The 21,251-nt window shown below is 60.9% G+C and carries 20 protein-coding genes and 2 pseudogenes; 10 read left to right on the plus strand and 12 right to left on the minus strand.

Annotated features, from left to right (window positions below):
* Positions 1–53: 53 nt before the first annotated feature.
* On the minus strand, positions 54–1,265 hold the full coding sequence (locus ACZ2GY_RS07865; protein ID WP_471673441.1) for a competence protein CoiA: 1,212 nt from the start codon (positions 1,263–1,265) through the stop codon (positions 54–56).
* Positions 1,266–1,614: 349 nt separating this feature from the next.
* On the opposite strand from ACZ2GY_RS07865, the gene ACZ2GY_RS07870 reads away from it, so the two are divergent.
* The 3 genes from ACZ2GY_RS07870 (at position 1,615) to ACZ2GY_RS07880 (ending at position 3,777) form a co-directional block, all read left to right on the plus strand.
* Positions 1,615–2,022, plus strand: a complete 408-nt coding sequence (locus ACZ2GY_RS07870) for a hypothetical protein (protein ID WP_471673442.1) — start codon at positions 1,615–1,617, stop codon at positions 2,020–2,022.
* The gene (locus tag ACZ2GY_RS07875; RefSeq protein ID WP_471673443.1) at positions 2,015–2,551 is read left to right on the plus strand and encodes a GIY-YIG nuclease family protein; all 537 of its coding nucleotides are present in this window, start codon (positions 2,015–2,017) and stop codon (positions 2,549–2,551) included. The genes ACZ2GY_RS07870 and ACZ2GY_RS07875 overlap by 8 nt, the downstream gene beginning before the upstream one ends.
* A 458-nt stretch (positions 2,552–3,009) precedes the next feature.
* A complete protein-coding gene (locus tag ACZ2GY_RS07880; protein WP_471673444.1) occupies positions 3,010–3,777 on the plus strand; it encodes a PDDEXK family nuclease in 768 nt (255 codons plus the stop codon).
* Between the two features lie 431 nt (positions 3,778–4,208).
* Here the strand turns inward: ACZ2GY_RS07880 and ACZ2GY_RS07885 are convergent, their stop codons facing one another.
* The 3 genes from ACZ2GY_RS07885 to ACZ2GY_RS07895 all read right to left on the minus strand — a co-directional run bounded on the left by ACZ2GY_RS07885 (position 4,209) and on the right by ACZ2GY_RS07895 (position 5,879).
* Positions 4,209–4,730, minus strand: a complete 522-nt coding sequence (locus ACZ2GY_RS07885; RefSeq protein WP_471673445.1) for a hypothetical protein — start codon at positions 4,728–4,730, stop codon at positions 4,209–4,211.
* A 39-nt stretch (positions 4,731–4,769) separates the two neighbouring features.
* Positions 4,770–5,186: a GNAT family acetyltransferase gene (locus tag ACZ2GY_RS07890; protein ID WP_471673446.1), complete on the minus strand. Its 417-nt coding sequence runs from the start codon at positions 5,184–5,186 to the stop codon at positions 4,770–4,772.
* Between the two features lie 99 nt (positions 5,187–5,285).
* Positions 5,286–5,879 carry a recombinase family protein gene (locus ACZ2GY_RS07895; protein WP_471673447.1) on the minus strand — a complete coding sequence of 198 codons (594 nt, stop codon included), beginning with the start codon at positions 5,877–5,879 and terminating at the stop codon, positions 5,286–5,288.
* Positions 5,880–6,137: 258 nt separating this feature from the next.
* Between ACZ2GY_RS07895 and ACZ2GY_RS07900 the strand changes: the two genes are divergently transcribed.
* Positions 6,138–6,563, plus strand: coding sequence for a VOC family protein (locus ACZ2GY_RS07900; RefSeq protein ID WP_471673448.1), 426 nt, complete (start codon positions 6,138–6,140; stop codon positions 6,561–6,563).
* A gap of 88 nt (positions 6,564–6,651) precedes the next feature.
* On the opposite strand, the gene ACZ2GY_RS07905 is transcribed toward ACZ2GY_RS07900, so the two are convergent.
* A complete protein-coding gene (locus tag ACZ2GY_RS07905) occupies positions 6,652–7,059 on the minus strand; it encodes an SRPBCC domain-containing protein (protein WP_471673449.1) in 408 nt (135 codons plus the stop codon).
* Between the two features lie 267 nt (positions 7,060–7,326).
* Here ACZ2GY_RS07905 and ACZ2GY_RS07910 point away from each other — a divergent pair, with 267 nt between their 5' ends.
* The gene (locus tag ACZ2GY_RS07910) at positions 7,327–8,301 is read left to right on the plus strand and encodes an NAD-dependent epimerase/dehydratase family protein (protein WP_471673450.1); all 975 of its coding nucleotides are present in this window, start codon (positions 7,327–7,329) and stop codon (positions 8,299–8,301) included.
* 28 nt (positions 8,302–8,329) lie between these two features.
* Here the strand turns inward: ACZ2GY_RS07910 and ACZ2GY_RS07915 are convergent, their stop codons facing one another.
* The 4 genes and pseudogenes from ACZ2GY_RS07915 to ACZ2GY_RS07930 all read right to left on the minus strand — a co-directional run.
* Entirely contained in the window at positions 8,330–8,713 is a 384-nt protein-coding gene (locus ACZ2GY_RS07915; protein WP_277359620.1) for a DUF6262 family protein, read from the minus strand.
* Positions 8,700–10,199 carry a tyrosine-type recombinase/integrase gene (locus ACZ2GY_RS07920; RefSeq protein ID WP_471673451.1) on the minus strand — a complete coding sequence of 500 codons (1,500 nt, stop codon included), beginning with the start codon at positions 10,197–10,199 and terminating at the stop codon, positions 8,700–8,702. Before ACZ2GY_RS07920 ends, ACZ2GY_RS07915 begins: the two co-directional genes overlap by 14 nt.
* The gene (locus ACZ2GY_RS07925) at positions 10,196–11,299 is read right to left on the minus strand and encodes a tyrosine-type recombinase/integrase (protein WP_471673452.1); all 1,104 of its coding nucleotides are present in this window, start codon (positions 11,297–11,299) and stop codon (positions 10,196–10,198) included. The genes ACZ2GY_RS07920 and ACZ2GY_RS07925 overlap by 4 nt, the downstream gene beginning before the upstream one ends.
* Before the next feature lie 206 nt (positions 11,300–11,505).
* Positions 11,506–11,895 (minus strand): annotated as a pseudogene (locus ACZ2GY_RS07930) (TniB family NTP-binding protein); the annotation flags it as partial.
* An 82-nt stretch (positions 11,896–11,977) separates the two neighbouring features.
* Here ACZ2GY_RS07930 and ACZ2GY_RS07935 point away from each other — a divergent pair.
* Positions 11,978–12,276 (plus strand): annotated as a pseudogene (locus ACZ2GY_RS07935) (transposase); the annotation flags it as partial.
* 111 nt (positions 12,277–12,387) lie between these two features.
* On the opposite strand, the gene ACZ2GY_RS07940 reads toward ACZ2GY_RS07935, so the two are convergent.
* The gene (locus ACZ2GY_RS07940) at positions 12,388–13,317 is read right to left on the minus strand and encodes a 5'-3' exonuclease (RefSeq protein WP_471673453.1); all 930 of its coding nucleotides are present in this window, start codon (positions 13,315–13,317) and stop codon (positions 12,388–12,390) included.
* 381 nt (positions 13,318–13,698) lie between these two features.
* On the opposite strand from ACZ2GY_RS07940, the gene ACZ2GY_RS07945 reads away from it, so the two are divergent.
* A complete protein-coding gene (locus ACZ2GY_RS07945) occupies positions 13,699–14,829 on the plus strand; it encodes an App1 family protein (RefSeq protein ID WP_404800733.1) in 1,131 nt (376 codons plus the stop codon).
* Here ACZ2GY_RS07945 and ACZ2GY_RS07950 read toward each other — a convergent pair.
* Complete coding sequence (locus tag ACZ2GY_RS07950) at positions 14,826–15,941, minus strand: FUSC family protein (RefSeq protein WP_471673454.1); 1,116 nt, start codon at positions 15,939–15,941, stop codon at positions 14,826–14,828. The two genes, ACZ2GY_RS07945 and ACZ2GY_RS07950, sit on opposite strands and share 4 nt — an antisense overlap.
* A 337-nt stretch (positions 15,942–16,278) precedes the next feature.
* Between ACZ2GY_RS07950 and ACZ2GY_RS07955 the strand changes: the two genes are divergently transcribed.
* Positions 16,279–17,223, plus strand: a complete 945-nt coding sequence (locus ACZ2GY_RS07955; protein ID WP_277358880.1) for a methylenetetrahydrofolate reductase — start codon at positions 16,279–16,281, stop codon at positions 17,221–17,223.
* Positions 17,224–17,258: 35 nt separating this feature from the next.
* Positions 17,259–19,586: a 5-methyltetrahydropteroyltriglutamate--homocysteine S-methyltransferase gene (metE, locus tag ACZ2GY_RS07960; protein WP_471673455.1), complete on the plus strand. Its 2,328-nt coding sequence runs from the start codon at positions 17,259–17,261 to the stop codon at positions 19,584–19,586.
* Positions 19,587–19,685: 99 nt separating this feature from the next.
* On the opposite strand, the gene ACZ2GY_RS07965 is transcribed toward metE, so the two are convergent.
* Positions 19,686–20,621, minus strand: a complete 936-nt coding sequence (locus tag ACZ2GY_RS07965; RefSeq protein ID WP_471673456.1) for a LysR family transcriptional regulator — start codon at positions 20,619–20,621, stop codon at positions 19,686–19,688.
* A gap of 357 nt (positions 20,622–20,978) precedes the next feature.
* On the opposite strand from ACZ2GY_RS07965, the gene nrdH reads away from it, so the two are divergent.
* Entirely contained in the window at positions 20,979–21,224 is a 246-nt protein-coding gene (nrdH, locus tag ACZ2GY_RS07970; protein ID WP_056547337.1) for a glutaredoxin-like protein NrdH, read from the plus strand.
* Positions 21,225–21,251 lie beyond the last annotated feature (27 nt).

Consider the following 21,251-nt stretch of genomic DNA (forward strand, 5'->3'; position numbering starts at 1 on the left):
TTTTCAGTGTTTTCAGTATCTCGTGTTGTTTCAGCGCCGGCCGCGGAGCCACGCTATGCGCGGGCCAGGGTTGAGGAAGGCCGACCCTTCCTAGGTGGTAAAGGATCGGCGTCGATCAGACCTGGGCGCGTTGCAAGGGGCGGCATATAAGCGGGTATCCAGTCGTCCGACGGGTAGACAGGGTCAACAGGAGTGCCCTGGGCGCAGAACCCTCGTCCTTGATCGACACATTGATGTCGTACGGCCGTGACTGTCGGGTTGAGGGGTATGCGGGTAGGTCCTATGGGGACGATGTATGACGTCCACCGGGGCGGGTTGCCTGCGATGAACCCATCTCCCTGATGCCAGTTGCAACGCGGGCATATCTGCGCGGTATAGCGCTGGTTGGTGGTCTTACTGTGAGTCAGCTTGTACCGCGTGGCATTGGGTAGGTCACTGTTGTTGATAGCCCTCACTATCTGGCTCTCCAGGAGGGACTCCGGTCGATCGATAACGTGTATCGGATACCGTTGTGCGAACCCGATCGTCCCTCGAAGGCCGCAGCGGCTCTGTACGCCGACCGCCCTGATGAACCAGTACGAAAACCACGCCTGACATGGGGGGTTGTAGCACTTACCCATGGCCGTGCCAATCTCAACCTCATCAACCAAAGCTTCATAGCGCGGTTGTAGGGATCCGCCAAGGAGGATGCGCAGCCCTTCCTTCATCGGCACGTGTTCTGATCCGCCGAGGCCAACGGGAACGGCTATGGTCAAAGCCTCATAGGTGCCGGCAATTGTTGTGGCACTAACGGTCAGATCCCGGAGGTGGTTTTTGGGGCCGATGAGCCACCGGCACACCACGCCGTTACGCTCGTACCTCTCGGTCCTCCTGCGAAATTCTTGTTCGGTTTGTGCAGCCCATTGCACTTCGATGGCGAGCTGCATGTCGCCCTTTTTCAGTAGGACGTCAGCGATCCATGATCGGTCTTGTGCCGGCTCTTCTATTAGCGCTGTCCATCCAAGGGATCGAGCAACTTCAGCTACCAGTGCTTTGGTTCGAAGGTGCTCCGCGCTTTCGGGGCCGCCTTCGTGCAGGCCGCAGGTTTCGGCTTTATGACGGAAGAATCGGGTTCCGGTCCGTTTCATCCCTACGGGAATCCCGGGCTCACCGCACGTCAGCGTCAACCCTCTGTCGCGGTAAGTGTCGCGTAACGCGAGCCAATCGTCCGCCGAGAGAGACCAAGACTCAACACGAACGCCACCCCACATGGCTACTGCCGGCATTCCACCCCCATTGATTTACTCAAGATATAAGCATTCCAAGACTCGTTTGTACGCACCGAGGGTGCACCACCTCGCTGCGCACCACAATATGTGTGGAACCGAGATCGGAGTACTAACTAGGATCTCGACGACGGAAACAGTGGACGGCATGGAGTTCGAAGCGGAGTTCGACCGTCTGGATTCCCCAGTGACCGATGCAGCCACAGAAATAACGTATCCGACGGGCCACTCGACGCCGGCGTCAGAACCTACGTCAGGTTCTGACGCTTGGCGGCACCGAAGGTAGGTAGAGTCATCCAGACGGTCGGAGCCGATAGCTAGAGCAGCGGAGCAATAAGGGGGAACTGCGATGGAAAGCTCTCAGTCAATCGATTCTGTGCTTGCTGAAGCGGTCTACACCTTCGGCGAAGTATGTAAAGTCCGAAACTATATTCGCGAGCCTGTCCTCTTCGTTGATCTTGCCGAACTTCCCGGCCTATACAAAGGCATGGCGGGGCTGGGCTGGGACTTTCGCCTCCAAGCCACCAACAAACTGATGGCAGTCACGGAGGACGGCCGTTTGTACTGGGCTACTCGGACGTGGCGACTGCGCGGTCAACCCTACTGGCTGTCCCAGGTGGTTGGCGATTACTACCTGGTGGCGCAGAGGGAAGTCGACTCCGACGAGAGCCGACTTCTTGGCGAAGACATCATGAAAGCACTCCTACAGGCGCTGTCGCTCAGAGAAGACAGTGCAGGAAGACGACCTCATGGATAGCACGTCACTTCCTGCTCGGTGGTCCCGCCCGACCGACTGCGAAGATGCGTGGGCAGCGACCCCCAACAGGCCTGGTCTGTACAAATGGTTTCTCGATGGCCCGCTTCCTGAACCGTTCGACTGGCCCGAGCACCTTCGGCCCCTCAGAGTGGGGGACCTTGTCTATGCGGGGAAGGCGACCAACCTTCGCAAGCGAGCCAAACACCATAAGCTGCAAACCCCCAACTCTGCCCTGCGTCGTACGCGGGCGTCGTTGATGGGCCTTCCCGGTATTTGGAAGAGTTCATCAGCCCATCCGGGTATTCCGGCGGAACACCACGCGTTACTGAAGGAATGGATGACGAACAACCTTCTGATGAGCTTCAGAGAGCTCAACGAGGGCGAGGATCTGAGCAAGGCTGAGATACGTCTGCGTGATGAAGAAAAACCACCGCTGAATAAAGACTTCAATTCTCCGGAGCAAGAGCATGTGTCAGCTGTAGGCGAGCTATGGCGGGCACGTGCTGCCGATGGCCGGGAGATCGGTTAGTGCAGCAGGAGTACAGCCTCACAGCAACGACACGCAAAGCATCGCATCGTGTGCCGAAGTTCGACTTTGACTCGGAGCGACCGGATATGAACCGGTTGCAAAAATCGTTTCACCAACGAGTATTTCTGCCCTCGCTACTCGCCGGGTAACCAGTGGACGTGCATGGGCAGTCCGGATACGGGGAGGTGTTGCTGCGCGAGCTCCTAAATGAGCGACGGGGGAATCCGATCTATGCCAAACAAACGCTAGAGGCTCTGGTGAGCGCCTATTCCAAGGGCGACTGTCCCACTCACGCAAAGCAAACGCTGGCCGACTTCTACTTCCTGGAAGGAGACTTCGCTTCTGGATACTCTGCGCTGGGGTGGAGGATCACTCCGTCACACCACTTGACCCTAGCGGAGTATCTTGATCATCCTCGGCTGTCCGCGATGGACATACTTAGGTGGTCCATCGGAGGAATGACTAAGCAAGGTATACGCCACCACCTCACCGCGAGCATGGATGCACTCCAGGATCGGCTCGATGACTTCCACACGCTTCATGGCGTGAGTATCGTGGAGGACCTTTGGCAGAGAGTTACTGCCGACCGATCAGTCAAGGAAGTCGCCGCCAGCATCGAAAGTGAAGTTGCGCTGCGGTTCACACAAGCGGATGTGCTTGTACTCATCGAAGATGCGCGAACGAATCCGCAACCGGCTGAGTTGAATTCGGCGTTCTTTGTCTGGCCGGGTTACGAGGAGCCGATTGACTGGCCCAGTCCGTGGATCTCGTGGCATGGCCACGGGGCACTCCTGTTTGCACTATTCCGAACTCTCATGCGGGAGGCTGAGAACGCCGCTCGAGACTTAGCCGCAACGCCCCGAGTGGGCGAAGGGTGGGTATCTGAGATGACGCTCCTGCGGCAGGTGCGGGAATCCTTTCCCGAGGAAAGGGTTTTGCATCAGGCACGTCCCAGTTGGCTCGCTCCGCAGAGCGTCGATATTTATTTTCCAAATCGGAACGTGGCAATCGAGTATCAAGGTATTCAACATTCGGCTCCGGTCGAGCACTTCGGTGGGAATCAAGCGTTTGAGCTCCAGCAGGAACGGGACGCACGAAAAGCAGCGCTTTGTAAGCAAAACGGGTGTGTACTGATCGAAGTTCATCCGGGATACCAGTCGGCACAAGTTATGTCGCAAGTGCGGATGGCTATCGAGCAAAGTCAGATGAAGTCGAGGGGTTCCTAATCGCGGCCTAGGAGCGGATCTCGGCGTCTGAGCGTCGTGGGTCTGGCTTTCAGCTATCGGGACCCCTCCTTCATACTGCTTTCGGCGAAAGCTTGAGTGCCATCCATCGCTTCGTCTTGTTTCACGCCGTTCTCGAGTCCGAGCTTCTTCAGTTCCTCGGCGGCGCGCGAGCTCGTTCATACGTCGCACGCACCGCTTCTCAGGTACCTGGATGCACTATTCGAAGGTCCTGAGGCATGGGTCAAAAACGGTCGATATCTTTAGTCCGTCTCCCTATCTGCCTTCACGGCGCGGCGTATCCGAGGTGGAAAGTGTCCACGACGCATCTTTGGTCGGCTCATGTCTCCAGAAGATCAGACTAAAATCGTGATGCATTCGAGATGCGCATGAACAAGCTACCTAAGGTCGAATCCCTACCATCTGGTTGTGCTTCAAGCGGGCGGCGGAAGCTGAAAGATGAATTGGTCATTGGGTGACCAGGTGTGCTCGTTGTCGCATCGGTAGCCACGTAGCCACGCTTGACCGTTCACTACGCGAAGGTAGAAGCCCTTTGGATATTCGTCGTCGTGGTTCGGCGGCTCGGCGGCCACTGTGAGGGCACCGTCGGGTGCGCGCCCTGAAGACATTGCTGCGTCGCGAGATGTCATCTGCTCGTTCAAAGCCATGCGTAAATAGGGTCCAGTATCCGCCGGGCACATTAATAACCCATGTGACTGGGCAGCCTCGAAAATCTGAGGAAGTGTCGCCCCACTGGTTAGCCCTAGTTCGGCAACCGTACGCTCGGTGACCACCACTCGATGAGAGGCGAGGTCGTCAAGCACGACGTCCTTGAGTAGGGTTTCCGCGTGGTCGTTGAGAAGGATTCCGCGCGACCTCAGGATGCTCATCAGTTGGCTCCGGGTGAGCCCTCCAACGCGTATTTCAAGTCGTTCGACGCAAGGTGTGTCTGGCATGTATCTCCTTGAGGCGAGTGAGTCTGCTGCATGCGGGACTCAGTCGTTGAATCGGCGGCCCAGAACCGTTACGTCCGAGGCCTCGTACCCCAATGCGTTGTAGAAGTCGATGACTGCTTGGTTGTCGGTGCGCACCATCAGTTGGATCTTGGGTATGTGCCGCTCGAGCACCCATTGCTCGCACGCCTGCATAATCTGCCGGGCGTACCCCTCTCGCTGTCGGTGTGGTGCGACGGCGAGGTAGTAGACCCATCCTCGGTGGCCGTCATGGCCCACCATGGCTGTGGCAATGAGCCCTCCTCGTGAGTCATACCCTCCCAGGACTGTCGACTCGGGCCCTTGCATGGCTCGTACCAGGTCGGCTCGCGCGTCATTCCACGGCCGAGTTAGGCCTACGGCTTCCCAGAGCGCGACGGCCGGTTCGTAGTCGGGAGTGCCGAGAGAACTGATGTGCATCTGTCCCACTTTAGGAGAGTCGCTCGCGGTCGATCGACCACGACGTCCGACAACGACAGAAGTATCAACCTGGTTGGTGTGCCCCTGAGCAAAGCGAATTCAGGTCGTGAGGTCGCTGATCGATAGGGTTTGTTGGTGCCGATAGAGCGTCGCGCGGCTCCAGCCGACGAGGCGAGCCGCCTCTCCGGCTGTCCGTCCTTTGGCCCGGGCATCGGCTACAACAGCCAGTTTGTCGGCAATCACCTGCGGGTCCGAGAGTGGGCGACCGAAGCGTGTCCCGTTTTTCCTAGCGGCTGTGATGCCGGCATTGACGCGTTCGACAATGAGTTCCCGCTCATACTCGGCCAGGGTTGCCAGCATGTTCAGCATCAACCGGCCCGTGGACGTAGCCGGGTCGATCCCATCCGAGAGAGACCGAACCAGGACGCCTCGCTCGCGGAGCAGGTTCACCGTGTTAAGGACGTCGATCAGGGAGCGGCCGAGCCGGTCCACTCGCCACACAACGACAGTGTCGCCCTCGGAGGCGTAGTCGAGGAGCTTCTTCATTCCGGGACGCTCGACCGCGGCCCTACTGCCGGAGGTGACGTCAGCGAAGATGTCGCGTTTCTGCACTCCAGCCGCGATGAGTGCGTCGAGCTGCAACTGCGCGTCCTGAGTGGATGTGCTGACGCGGGTGTATCCGAGATGCCTCATTTGCTCAGTTTGCCCCATAAAGTCCTAGCGGCAGTGCTGCTGAGACATTTTACGGCGAGACGAATTTTCGAGACACTCAACTTAGCGGTATTCCGGTGGACTGCTGGAGTTCAGAGCAGGATGATCTGGTGTCTTGGAAAACTGTTGTTTTTCGAGACGCGCGAGAGGCGAGTAGGCGCAAGGTTCTCCAGAGACTGGAGATAGGGTCACGGTGAATGTTCGGACTTTCGGAACATTTGGCACACGTAAACTGTCCGGATGTCGAGCCCCGCGTTCTTCCTCTACACCCGCAGTAACAATATCGCCGCATCCCGCCGGTTCTACTCGGACCTGTTGGGGCTTGACCAGATCTGGGACGAGGAAGGTGACATCGCCTACCTGGTCGGAGACGCTGTTCAGTTCTCCGTCGGTTACGACCCCGACGCGACGGGTGACGACGAGTGGGCTTTCCAGCCCGGCTGGGTGTTCGGGTTAGGCATCGACCCCAATCCAAGGCATGCCCGCGCGTCGTGGAGCATTCCGCTATCACCCCCGTCGTTTCGGGGCACTGTTGCTCGGCTGCAGGAAGCAGGAATCGCCGCCCTTCGCCCTGAACCCTTCTGGGTCGGTTACTGGAGCTACGTGGTCAAGGACCCAATGGGCCAGACCGTCGAGCTGACGGATCCCGTTAGCCCTGGCCACTAAGCGCGGCGTTCCCGCCTTGCCTCAAGAGACCAATATGGCGATTCAGCCTTACGCGACCGTTGCTGAGATGGCTCTCGGTGCGGAAGGCTCACGACTGGGCCAATGACTCATACGTGGACCAGAACTCGTCCATCGGACGGGGCTGCTCGAGGAGCAGCGCTTCTAGGTATAGAAGGTGCGTGTGCCAACCGGGCAGGTAATTGACCGCCTCGTGCCCCAGCCCTCCGTGCTCCAGCTGCAAGGAGGTCGCATCGCCAGTTGGAGTGAGCACAATTCGTAGGTGTGAGCCCGCTTCGTCCGGGAACTTCCACGTCATGCTCAAGAGCTGCCCTGGGATGCACTCCTGAATGCGGCTAGTGCAGGAGTAGTTTTCGGCGTGCTCAATGGTTACGACGTTGCCGGCGGCGAGCCGGCCGGAGGTCAATCTCCCCAACCAGTGGGGCAAAGCGTCAGGATCAGTGAGACCCCACCACAGGCGCGCTGCGGGCACGGCCATAGACCAGCTGTGCAACACCCGTCCGGCAGCAGTATCGATGGAAGAACTTACGAGGGGCATAACCGGAGCCTAACGCGCTTCTGGGTCTTCCAATGCGACGTCGGGTGGCACATCAACTGAACGCTTCTCGATGGAAAAGCCTCTCTTGATCAAGCAAAGGTTGAAGTACCGGCCCATAGTTGGGCGAAGAGTTTCCGAGAGCACCTGACTTCTAAGCTGGCAGATGAACTGCTTGATCCTTTATTGCCTTCTGGTTTGACTGGCCAGATGCGGAACGTACTGGTGCTAGGGGGAACTGCTTGGCTTGGGTTCGAGATTGCCAAGCAATTGGTAGCGAGCGGCGACGCGGTGACCTGCTTGGCGCGTGGCGAGTCCGGCCAAGCACCTACGGGTGCAATCTTCGTCGAGGCCGATCGGCAATCTGCTGATGGTTACGCTGCAGTAGCCAGTCAGTCGTGGGATGAAGTTATCGAGGTTTCCTATGAGCCTGCACTGGTGCATGGCGCTCTCGATGCGCTTGCTGACAGTGCCAAGCACTGGACCTTGGTTTCGTCAGTCTCCGTATATGCCACGAACACCGATGCCGGTGCTGATGAGTCCGCACCTCTGCTCGAGGCGGTAGACCTAGGAGATTACGCGCAGGCGAAAGTCGCTGCTGAGCAGGTGTCAGAGGAGGCACTGGGTGATCGGCTTCTCATAGTTCGGCCAGGATTGATTGCTGGGCCGGGAGATGGCAGCGACAGATTCAGCTACTGGGTCGGGCGCTTCGCTTTGGCAGGTGACGGGCTCGTGCTATCACCTGAAAGCGACGGGCGGGTGGTGCAGGTGATCGATGTCGAGGATCTCGCTGTCTTCATTGCGAATGTCGGCAAGAAGGGCATCGCTGGTGTCATTAACGCCACCGGTGATCAGCGTTCTCTCGCGGATGTGCTCGCGATTAGCGCTGACGTAGCTGGCTTCGCTGGCGACATAGTGAAAGCTCCCGATGAATGGCTCATTGAACACGATGTGCGATTTTGGGCTGGTCCTCGATCACTGCCCCTGTGGCTACCAGAAGCCGATGTCGCCTTTGCGCAGCGGGACAACACCTCTTTCCATGCTGCGGGCGGCGAATTGAAGGATCTCCGTCAAACCGTGCAACGGATCTTGGACGACGAGCGGAACCTCGGTCTTGACCGTGAACGTAGATCCGGTCTGAGCCGATCAGAAGAACTTGAATTGTTGAACCGACTTCCCCGGTAACCGTTCCCTCATTTGGTCTAGCGTTCGTCTATGGGCCGGCGGTGTTCCGTCGCCGTGAGTGTCCCAAGGCGAGGGCCAGCTGGTGTCTGAGGTGTTCTATTTCTTTGGAGAGCTCGCGGTTCCGTTCCAAAGATGCCTTGAGCCGGATACGCAGAGACTCGGTGCTGGCGCTGCTTCGGTTTGCTCTGCGTTGTTGTGGGCGGTCTCCGCGCAGCCCGACGATGTCTGCGCGTAGATCGGTCTGGGTGTAGAGCCAGGACCTCGATACCCCGGCGGCCGCGGCTACCGCTTCGAAGGTGACGGCACAGCCCTGGTTCTGTAGCTCACGCAGTGCGGCCACAGCTTTGGAGCGAGTAAGTTCGTGCCGACGCTCCGCGGCCTGCCGAATGTGGTGGCTGTTATCTGCCCGCACGGTCGTCCTCCTTCTGGTTGCGGTTCGGGGCTGCAGACGCTTCGTTGTCGAGTGTCTCAATGATCCGGTCCAGGTTGTCGAGCACACGGGTGTTCATTTCAGCGAGCCGCTGCTGGCCACGGGCTTCAGCGGCGGAGATGATCTGTACGACTTGGACCCGATGTTCGCGGTGTTGCGGGAGGAAATCGGCCGTGGTGATGAACATCGGACAGGTCAAGCAGGCATTGGCATGCGGGCAGGTTTTCTGCACGGGCAGACCGCAGTACCCGTTGGGGAGCGCTTGGGTTGCCCTGCCGAGCCGCTGTTTCGCCCAGGCAGCTTCGGCCAGTGGTCCGTCTGGATCAAGTTCAACGACACTGCCGGATGCGTTGACTTTCCGTGCGGCTTCCCAATGCCTACGGATAGTGGTGTCGCTGAGTCTGGCGTAGTGGGCTGTCATCTGGTGGGAGTCGTGGTCCAGGATCCGGCGTACGACCTCCTGCGGGACATCGAGGTTGATCAGCCTGGTTCCCAGAGTGTGGCGAAACCGGTGCGGGCTCACCATGGCTGGAGCGCCATTCTCGTCGGTGACGTTACAGCTCCGGACCCATCGCCGGAGAGCGGCGCTGTAGGAGCTTCCGCTGATGTGCCCGGCACCGTAAACGTCCACGCGGTCATGGGCGAAGAGCAGTCGTTTTCCGGTGTTGCCGGTGCTGTTGACGTAGCTGATTTGCTCTGCGATGGCCCGTTCGAGTTCCTCGTCGATAGGAACGAGGGCTTCGCGTTTCATCTTGTGGTTTAGATACCGCAGGTATGCGGCACCGTCTTTGTCCCGGGTGATGCAGTCCTGGGTCAAGGCGACAGTGTCGCTGATCCGTAGCCCGCACCGGATCAGAATCAGTGTGATCAGCCGGTGATGAGGACTGGGCATCTTGGCGAGATTTTCCGGGTTTTCCAGCTGCGCCATGACGTGTTCGCTCAGTGCCCGGGGCTGCCGGGCGGTCTCTTTGGGATAGTCCTCGGTGTAGATCTGGGCGGTACTGGGCAGATTTGTCACCCAGCCGTGGCGGCGCATCGTGAGCAGGAAGGTGTTGAACTGGCCGATGCGGGTACGGTGCGATGTTGCTCCGGCGCTGTGGGTGTGCAGGTATGCCAGGAACCCTTCGATTACCTCCCGATCTATATCGGCGGTGCCATGGACCGGCATCTTCGTTGAGTCCAAAAACGCGTTGAAGCTTTCCACGGCTTTGGTCCCCAGTACCGCGGATTCAACGGTCAGCCCGGTCGTCAGACGCCAGCGGGCCCATCGTTTGGCTAACTGTTTCAACCAGGGCCGGGTGATGTTCTCGAAATGTACGGTGACCTGGCTGCGGGCAGCGATACCGAGTGCCCTCGCGTGCCAGACATCTTTCGGAAACTCGGCCTCCCACGGCGTCGTATTCCGTCCGACTTTTCCGGTGGGAGCCGTCCAGTCGTCTCGTACAGGCACTGAATTCAGGGTGGTCATATCGTCACCGTTCTGGAGGCAAACCAGCCCGCATCGGCCAGCGCGCGGCGGGCATCATCGCTGGAGACATGGGCGTAGGTCTTGATCGTCGTGGTCAGGCTCGCATGGCCCAACAGTTTGGAGACCACCTCAACCGGCACGTTTTCCCGCAGCAGCCGGGTGGCATAAGTGTGCCGGAGCCAGTGCGGGTCGAACGCGATGCCCGTCGACCGCCGGAGCCGCTGCACCAAGTCATGGACGGCGGCATATGTCATAGCCTTCCCATAGGGGCGTCCCCACAGGTTGACGAAGACGTAGTCAGAATCGAGGTCACCGTATTCGACATCCAGGTAATCGGCGTACAGCCGGATCAATTCGGCAGTGACCGGGATCGTGCGGGAATGTGGCGATTTCGCACGTGCGCCGTTGGTGTTGTCGCGCCGGCAGACGGTGATTTCCCGTTCGGCGACGGCGATGTCCTCATGCCGGAGACCCAACGCTTCACCGATCCGGATACCGGAGTCATGGAGCAGCGCGAAGAGCAGCCGATCCCTGAGGCGCCCGCACGAATCCAAAATGCTCTGGACCTCAACGGGGGTCAGCAGACGCGGAATCTTCGTCGTGGACGGTAGCTTCACCATCTTCCGCTGTTTGGCGGTTCCCTTGCTGATGTGGTGCAGGAAGGGCTTCCATCCTCTTTGGCGGGCGGACGGGTCCCAGCAGGTGATCAGCTCTCCCAAGTCAAGGCCATGGCGGGCGGCATGCTGATAGAAAATCGACACCGTGGAAAGCTTGCGGTTCACCGTTGCCTCGCCGCAATGATGCCCGATCGTCGGAAGCACCGAAAGAACCTCTCCCCGCACGTCCGGCGGACGCCGCAGCCACCGTATGAATGCCCCCACGTCCTCCAGCTTCACTGACTGCCAGTCGAGTCCGTAACCGTTCAGGAAAACAAACCAGTCCTTCAAATCGTGAGCATGTGCCTTGATCGTGTTCGGTGACCGCTCGGTCTCGGCCAGATAGCGTAGGTAACGCTCCGCTGGTCCCACTACACCTGTCTCGCCTATCAGCGTGAACGACACCGCGTTGCTAGCCGGATCCAGCACCTTCGATACCCGCATCGCGCTCCTGTCGCCTGCCTCATGGACGGACAAGACGCTAACCCATCCACGACGAAGCGCCCACAATCCTAAACCTTCGTGAGCTACATGACAGACGGCATGGGGAGGACTAGAGATATCGACCCTTTCTGACTTCGTTCCCTTCCTAACCCAACCGTGTGATTGTTAGTCAGAAATGGCGGTTAATTGCTGTCTGGTATGGCGGATCAGCTGACCCCGATGACGAGGGTGGAGCGTGCGGCTTCGACGACGTCGTCGGTGATGGTGTTTAGGTCGTTAATTTTCATGATGCGTTCGATTTGGGTGAAGAGCCGGTCGACCAGTCGGAAGTTGCCGCGGGTGATGCGGGCGATTGCCGCAATGGCTTGGGCGTCGGTGAAATCGTCTGGGTCCAGTGTGTGGCCGAGGTTGCGCCAGCGTCTTTGGAGCACGAAGCGTAGTTCTTCGTGTGCGAGTGGGCGGTATTCGTGGGCGAAGCCGACTCTGCTGTAGAGCTGGGGGTAGCGGCTGAATTGTTTTTCGATGCCTGGCATGCCGATCAGGATGAGCGCGATGTTGGTTCTGTCGTAGCGGTCGCGCAGGAGTTCTATGGCGGTAGTGGTTGGGTCCCCGGGTAGGAGTCCGGTGACTGTGTGAGTTTCGCATCCGATAATGGGTGCAGGAGGAAATTCACAGATTATGGCACGTAGGCATACCCCGGATCAGGTCGTCGCGAAGGTCCGGCAGGGGCAGAAGATGCTCAATGACGGCAAGCCGATGATCGAGGTCATCAAGGAGCTGCAGGTCACCGAGGCAACCTGGTATCGGTGGCTGCAGCAGTACGGTTCCGAGCAGAACGCAGCCCAAACCAAAGCGGTCAAGGACTTGGAGAAGGAAAACGCCCGGCTGAAGCGGTTGCTGGCCGAGAAGGAACTGGCCATCGACATCCTGAACGAGGTGGCTAAGGGAAAATTCTGAGCCCCGAACTCAGGGCACGTCTTCGGAAGCGGCGGAGCGGGTCACGCGCGCATCAACTACGCCACCCACCCGGACATCCTCACCGAAGCCGTCCAGCGCATGGGCCGCGCGCTCCGGGAACGGCCGGCCAACTAGCCGCGGGCGGCGTACGCCTTCAGCACGCGGTCCGCCGCTCCGCCGAGATTCCACTGTTCGGCCAGTTTCTTCAACTTTTGTTCGTGATCGGTATCGAGCGGTCTGATCCGTGACTCGAATGTTCCGAGGCCGAGGTCCCTGACCACATTCACCACGGTTGGGGCGACAGCGAGGTAATCTGCTGCAGCTGTGAGCTTCCGGCGTATCGACGCAGACATCGAGCTGGAGGGGTTCGAGGCCGCTTCCATGATGCCGTCCAGGTCAACAAACTCCTTGAGCAGGCTGGCCGCTGTCTTATCTCCGATGCCGGAAACTCCGGGCAGCCCGTCCGAAGCATCGCCCCGCAAGGCAGCGAAGTCGGCGTACTGGCCGGGGAGCACTGCGTACTTGCTTACCACCGTCACATCGGTCACTGCTTCAAGTTTGCTCATGCCGCGAGCGGTGTACAGGACGCGGACGCCGGTGGCGTCGTCGATAAGCTGGAAAAGATCGCGGTCACCGGTGACGATATCCACCGGCGCGGCTGCCTGGCTGGCAAGGCTGCCGATGACATCGTCTGCTTCGTGGTCAGCCGCGCCGATGATCGGGAGGTCGAGCGAAGCCAGGACTTCGCGGATCAGGGGCAGCTGGGCAACCAGTCCCTCCGGCGTCTCCTCGACATCAGGACCGTCGGACACATTCCTGGCGACCCGGTGCTCCTTATAACTCGGGATCAGCTCCACGCGCCATTTCGGCCGCCAGTCATCATCCCAGCACGCGACGAGGTGCGTGGGTTCGTAATCGGTCACCAGCCGGGAAATCATGTCGAGCAGCCCGCGCACGGCGTTGACGGGCATCCCGTCGGCTGCTTTGAGACTGTCCGGCAGCCCGTAGAAGGCGCGGAAGTATAGGGACGGAGTATCCAGGAGCATCAGTCGTTCGGCCACACATCGATACTGCCACGGTCAGGCAGAAGATTGACGACGCCGGTGCGCCGTCCGGCTATGAACGACAGCTGGCCAGATAAATCCATTTGGTTGACGAAACCTCTTGAAGGTTGGAGTGATGAAGTTCACACTGGAAACGGCAACTCAAAGCACGAACGAAGCATGGGGCGATCATGAGCGGACTAATGCGATGCCGCCAGTGTCAGAGGACCTGGCTTGTCGAAAGCAAGACTGCTGAAACAGTCACTTCCCAGAATCACGCCTTCCTCAATCCGGGGCATAGAACGGTCACGGTCTGGAAACGGGTGGAGCAGCATGCCGAAGTGAGCGCCTGAGGGATTCCTCCTGTAGGGACGCCTCTGACCGTGCAAGACTGGTCGCATGGCATCCGACAAGGCATCACCCGAGCCTCCCGCGCCCGCGCTCCCTCCGCATGAGGACGAGGTGCGGGAGCGAACCCACCTCGGTTTGATGATCGGCGACACCTGGCATGCGCTGCAGACCCGCATCGCGGAGCAACGGGGCCGCGTGGAGACGATCATCCCGTACACCGGTTACGGCACCACAAGCTGGGTCCGCATTCTGGCACGCGTTGTGCTCTCCAATCCCCGCGATCTCCAGCCGCTCGAAGGCAAGGAGATGATGAAACCCATCAAGGAGGGGCTGCGGGGGTGGCGCAACTTCGTCAGTGCCCCGGTGCGCTACGCCGAAGTGACACTCGAAATCGACGGAACCAGCGCCGTCGTGCATGCGGACCGCGGCGGAGTCATCGACGTTCACGTAGAAGCCTCACTGACACCGGGGTGGCATACCGTCCGGATCAAGTCGGGTGACTCAGTTGTCGCAGACGCTCCAGTCCGTGTTGTTGAAGACGACGTGACGTTCGGCGTTGTCTCCGATATCGACGACACCGTGATGGTGACTGCGCTGCCACGGCCGTTCCTGGCGGCCTGGAACACATTTGTTCTCGACGAGCATGCCCGCACGCCGACTCCCGGAATGTCGGTGCTCATGGAAAGGATCGTGCGGCAGAATCCCGCAGCGCCGGTCCTGTACCTCTCCACGGGCGCCTGGAACGTGGCTCCGGCGCTGACCCGTTTTCTGTCGAGAAACCTCTATCCGGCCGGGCCCAAACTGCTGACGGACTGGGGCCCCACCCGGGATCGCTGGTTCCGGAGCGGCCAGGAACACAAGCGATCCTCGCTCGAGCGGCTCGCGGAGGAGTTTCCGTCAGTGAAGTGGCTCCTGGTCGGCGATGACGGTCAACACGACGAGGCGATCTACGCCGAATTTGCCCGGAATCATCCGGGGAACGTCCGGGCGATTGCCATCCGCCAACTCTCACCAAGCGAGGCGGTACTGGCCGGCGGCCGGTCGAAGAAGAGCCCGGCCGGATCCACCCCCGGGATTCCGTGGGTTTACGCCAGGGACGGCGCGGGCATGTCCGAGCAGCTGAGCAAGCTGGGGATTGTCGAAGGCGCTGTGCGCATTGATCCCGAGGACGAAGCCTAGCTCTGGCTCTGCTCGGAATCCGGCACGGCTTCCTCATACGGCGACGTTGATTCTGCACGCACTGTCAGCAGAATGCGCCGCAAATCCATGCCTAGCGCAGCCGTTGCCTGGATTCGCTGTTCCGCTGCTGCGCCGGAGGCGATCTCCTGCATCAAGCGTTCTACAGCGGCCTCCGCCTCTGTCATGGTGGGTCCATCCGGATCCCAGGCATTCAACGCCTCCGCCGTGCGCACAATTGCATCACGAAGGGGGTCGACAAGCGCCGGCGGCAGGGGAGTGGATTCCGGGGTGTGCCAGATAACCCCCGCCAGCACCTCCGTCATGTCCTGGACGTGGAACGCGATCCGTTCCATCGCCTGCAGGCGCTGGTAATCAGCACTCAGATCCCGCTTGTGGCGCAACCGCCGCGGGTTTCCGCGCCGGCTGCTATCCGCCAGCTGGACCGCGGAACGCACCTCCTGGCCCAGGTTCGACATGCTGCTCTCGCGCTCCGCCCACTCCTCGTGCTCAGGCGGCCAGGACTCGCCCAGGGCCGCAGCCATGTCCGAGAGCTGCTGCGCAAGCAGTTCCCGGAAATTCCGGAGCCCACGGAGCGCGCCTTCCAGGTGAAGCGGCGGAAACACCAGCATGTTCACCGACAAGCCCACGACCACGCCTACCAGCATCTGAATGAGGTATCCGAAGGAATACTCCTCCGGGCTATCGCCACCGACGAGGAGGACAAACAGCGAGGCGATCGGAATCCAGTCACGCCCTGCGCCCAATTTCGGCAGCCCGGCGGCAAGGACGCCCACGCCGACGACGATGGCGACGGATACCACCGAGACGTCACCGATGAGGATGATCGGAAACGCCAGAGCAAAGCCGACGGTCAAACCGATGAGGGTCTGTAAGCCCTGACGGGCCGAGCCGGCGACCGTCGGGTACATGCAGGCCACCGCGCCGAGCGGGGCGTAGTACGGGTATTGGGCAGCTACACCGGGCACCCGCAGCGCGATCCACCAGGCGATGGCGGCAGCGAGGGCTGTCTTGATTGCCAGAAGCACCCTCTCATGGGTGATCAGCTTTCTCGCGCGGGTTCCGGCCGGCGAACCGGTAAGTGAGCTTAGCATTTCTCAAGTATGACAACCGATTATGAGAGTCCAATGAGCGCACGCTTACCGCGGCCGGAAAGAAATGTTTCGCGGGTCTGCAACATTCTTGAAGGCGTGCCTGCCGGTGCCGTAACGTTCAGGTCAAGTTACTTCCGTAACGGGTCAGCGACTCCCCATCGAGGGAGTGTGGGTGCCCCCATGTGGGCCTGACATTTGTTTCGCAGGAGTTCCCTTCAGCGCGGCCGCGCTGTTGTGTGGACTTTCTCCTGCTTCCTTTCCCTTATTTCATTTCGGTCTCATCCGCGCTCAAGCTTTGAGCAGCGGTAACCGGATGTCCTAACGACCGAGGATACGAATGTCACCACCGTCCAAGTCCGCCTATTCCGTAGGTCCCCCGGCTTCGCAGCCTTACCCCGCCCTGTCCTATGAGCTTTATCCTCCCCGCAGTACCGCTGCGGCTGAAACCCTCTGGCGCACCATCCGTGAACTGGAGCAGACCAGTCCGGATTACGTGTCGGTGACCTACGGCGCCTCCGGTTCAAACCGGGATACGGCCGTCGAGTTGCTCTCCCGACTCCTGTCGGATTCATCACTTCGCCCACTGGCCCACCTGACCTGCGTAGGCAATTCCCGAGAGTATCTGCTGGACCTCGTGGATGAACTCATCACCCTGGGCGTCCGGGGTATCCTCGCCCTCCGCGGCGACACCCCGAAAGACCCCAGTGTGGGCGCGGGGGACCTGCCCTATGCCAGCGACCTGGTGAAACTCGTCCGCGAGGCCGAGCGACGCCGAACCGCCCACCTCTGCGCGGGCAGACTGGCCGTCGGCGTAGCGGCGTACGCCACCAGACATCCGGAGTCGCCCAGTTTCGGCCACGACATTGAGGCCTTGCTTGCCAAGCAGACGGCAGGCGCCGATTTCGCAATTACTCAGGTGTTTTTCTTCCCCGACCACTATCAGCGGCTGGTGTCCGCTGCCCGTCGTGCCGGCGTCGACATCCCGATCATCCCCGGCGTCATGCCCCTCACGAGCGTGCGCCGGCTTGATCGACTGGCCGAGCTCGCGGGCATTGAGATGGATCACCAACTGCGGAACCGGCTGGCGGCAGCCACCGACGACGCCGCCCGACGCCGCATCGGCGTTCAGGCAACGGTGAACCTCGCCAATGCTGCTCTCGACGCCGGCGCACCGGGAATTCACCTCTACACCTTCAACGAGCACGCCGCAGCGCTGGACGTGCTCGAAAACCTTCAGCTTCGCCGTCCTCCCGTTCCGGGTGGACTCAGCCGATCCGCTTAGCAAACGTCAAGAAACGTTAGACAAAGGACATATCCATGAGCACCGCATTTCCGAAAGCCACCATCATTGGTTACCCGCGCATTGGCCGCCGCCGCGAGCTGAAGAAGGCGGTTGAAGCCTATTGGGCCGGCCGCACCTCAGCGGCTGAGCTCGAGACAACCGCGGCCGAGTTGCGGGTTGCGTCCTACGCCCGCCTGACCGAGCTGGGCCTGGAGACAGGCAATTACTCCATTCCGGCGTCGTTCTCCCTGTATGACCAGGTGCTGGACACCGCGGTCACCTTTGGTGCCGTGTCAAACCGTTTCAAGGACCTGTACGACGCCGACGGTTCGCTTGGTCTCGACGCTTACTTCACGCTTGCCCGCGGTGACAAGGAGCGCCAGCCGCTCGAAATGACCAAGTGGTTCGACACCAACTATCACTACCTGGTCCCCGAGATCGGTCCCGACACTGTTTTCTCCCTGGCGAATGACTGGATCCTGCGGGACGTCGCGGAAGCCGCTGCGGCAGGGTATTCGGTACGGCCGACGCTTATCGGCCCTGTCACGTTCCTGTTGCTCAGCAAGGCCGCGGACGAGGCTCCCGCAGGGTTCAATCCGCTGAGCCGCCTGGATGACCTGCTTCCGCTGTACGTGGAGCTGCTCGGCAAGCTTGCGGATGCCGGCGTTGAGTGGGTCCAGCTCGAGGAGCCGTCCCTGGTGGCGGACCAGGCAATTCCCGAGCGTGAGGTGGCGGCCGCCGTGGAGCGTGCCTACGCAGCGTTGGCCACAAACGCGGCGAAGCGCCCGGCCATCCTGGTTACCAGCCAGTACGGGTCGCTCGGTTCGTTGCTTCCGGTAATTGCCGGAACCGACATCGACGCGCTGCACATCGACGTCTTCAAGGGCGCCGTGCCCGCGGGGGAGGATCTTGCCAAGTTCGTATCGACCACGCTTGTCGCCGGCCTGGTGGACGGACACAACATCTGGAAGGCCGACCTCGGCGCCGCTGCCTACAAGCTGGCCGAGCTGGAAGCCTCAGTGCCCGCGCTGGCCGTGTCCACCTCCACGTCGCTGCAGCACGTACCGCACGACGTCGGCGATGAGCAGCAGCTTGACGCCCAGTTGCGGAGCTGGCTGGCTTTCGCGGACCAGAAGGTCACCGAAGTTGTCACCCTCGCGCGGGCGATCGGTAACCCGGGAGCCATTGACGCTGAAATCGCTGCAACGGACGAGGTTCTGGCATCCCGTGCCGGAGCCGCCGGCGTGAACCGCGCCGAAGTGCGGAACCGCGCTGCCGCCCTGACGCCGTCGGACTTCTCCCGTGGGGACTATGCGGTGAGGCTCGCCGCCCAGGAGGACGCGCTGAACCTGCCCGCCCTCCCGACCACCACCATTGGATCCTTCCCGCAGACCTCGGAGGTCCGGTCCGCCCGCGCACGTGCCAACAAGGGCGACCTGACTGCGGAGCAGTACGAGCAGCTCATGAAGGACGAGATCAACCGCGTCATCGACCTGCAGGAAGAGCTCGGCTTCGATGTCCTGGTGCATGGCGAGCCGGAGCGCAACGACATGGTGCAATACTTCGCTGAGAACCTCGACGGCTTCGACGTGACGGTCCATGGCTGGGTTCAGTCGTATGGTTCGCGCTGCACCCGGCCGTCGATCCTGTGGGGCGACGTCAGCCGGCCGGCGCCGATCACCGTTCCCTGGACGGAGTACGCCCAGTCGCTGACCGACAAGCCGGTCAAGGGCATGCTGACCGGTCCCGTGACGATCCTCGCGTGGTCCTTCGTCCGCGACGACCAGCCGCTGGGCGACACCGCAAACCAGGTGGCGCTGGCGCTCCGTGATGAGGTGACTGATCTGGAGGCCGCCGGCATCAAGGTGATCCAGGTGGATGAACCGGCGCTGCGCGAACTCCTGCCGCTGCGCACGGAGGATCAGTCCGGCTATCTCGAATGGTCGGTCAACTCCTTCAAGCTCTCTACGGCGTCCGCTGCTCCCGCAACGCAGATCCACACGCATCTGTGCTACTCCGAGTTCGGAGCGATCATTGACGCGATTGACGGGTTGGATGCCGACGTCACCTCGATCGAGGCGGCGCGGTCCCGCATGGAGGTGGTGCATGACCTGGAGGCGCACGGCTTCCAGCGCGGCGTCGGGCCCGGTGTCTACGACATCCACTCCCCGCGCGTGCCGGGTCAGGAGGAGGTCGCCGAGTTGCTGGAAAAGGCTGTGCAGCACGTGCCGGCGCGCCAGCTCTGGGTCAACCCGGACTGCGGTTTGAAGACCCGCGGCTACACCGAGACCGAGGAATCCCTGCGGAACCTCGTCAACGCCACGGTTGCCGTTCGTTCCCAGCTTGAGGCTTCGGTCTCCTAGACGCCCTCACACACGCTGAGTGCGCGGATGACCACGTTGTGCCGCAAGGTATTCGTGTTCATCCGCGCACTCAGCGGCGTTTAACGCCTGAATCCATACCTAAGCCGGGCGGCTGCTCGTCCGCGGGGCGATCCGCCGGTCCTTCAGGACGTCGGCGAGCTGGTCCATGAAGAGACGTACCTGCGTGGTCTGCTTCCCGGCGATCTGGAGCGCGAAGATGCTGCGGGCGAGGCGAATCTCGGGAACATCGAGAGCGACGATACCTTCCGGGGCGCGCAGCATTGCCAGCTCAGGAACCAGTGCAGCACCCATACCCGCCGCGGCCATGGCGAGGCTGGCATTGAAGTCGTCGCAGTAGGCCGCGATATGCGGGTGCAGGTTGCAGCTGGCGAACAACCTTTCAATGACCGTGGCGTCCGAGGTTCCGGGGTGGTGCATGATCCATGGCATGTCCGCCAGCTGCCCTGCGGACACGGCAGACCCTTCCGCGATTCCCCACGCCGCCGGCAGGACCACGCGGAAATTATCATCTCCGATCCACTGCCTGCTCACCGAGGACGGCCAGGCCAACCCGCCCTGCCCCACCTGGAAGACCAGTGCGAGATCCAGTTCGCCACCGTTCCGCAGACCGTGGATGGTCTGCGATGGCTCGCCCACGAAAACCTTCAAATTGATGCCCAGCTGTTTCCACTGCGGTGTGTGGACGAGGCGGGGGAGTGCAAAGGTGGCAAGACTGGGAAAGATCCCGAGCCGCAGTTCCTGCGTCACCGCAGCTCCGGCCTTTGCAGTGGACGCCATGAGGGTGTCGATGTCGGTCAGCACTTTGGTAGCGTGGCGCGCCATGACGACGGCGGCTTCCGTGGGAACCGCGCTCCGCGCGGACCGAGTGAACAGGGTGACGCCGGTATCCCGTTCAAGGGCGGACATCTGCTGCGACACTGCCGAGGCGGTGTAACCGAGGCGGGTTGCGGCGGACGCAAAGGAACCATGCCGGATGACCTCCAGCAGCGTCCGCAGGTGAACTGGGTTGACCACGTCGTCATCTTCTCACGGTCGGCCGACACGCCGAGCCGACACGACACGCACATGACTTTGCCTGTGTGGACAGCAGTCCACAGGCTGTGGACCGACGGAGGAGAAACCGTGCGTTTGAGCCGTTTCCTGGACCCTCCGCATGTGGATTCCCTGTGGACTAATCGGACAGCAAATGACATACTTGTAATACATCATCTTGGGGTCGGCGCCACTGCGTTGCACTAGATGTAGTATCTAGATATCGAATTACCTGCTGGCGTGGCACGTTCCGTATCAACCGTTTGGGCGGTCTGAAGAGCGGCATGAAGCCCACCAACATTGGCCGAATAACAGCACTTCACAAGGGGAGTCAGGGACATGACCGTCACGGTTTACACCAAGCCAGCATGCGTACAGTGCAACGCCACGTATCGGGCCCTGGACAAGAAGGGCATCGCTTACCAGAGCGTTGACATCTCTCAGGATCCGGCGGCGCTGGAGCGGGTTCGTTCGCTCGGTTACATGCAGGCGCCTGTTGTCATCACCGAGAAGGACCACTGGTCCGGGTTCCGTCCGGACAAGATCAATGAACTCGCCCTGGGATCGGTCACTTCCGTAGCCTAGGCCTTTCGTTTCACCCACTCGCGAGGG

It is taken from the genome of Arthrobacter sp. KKT183, assembly GCF_055657625.1.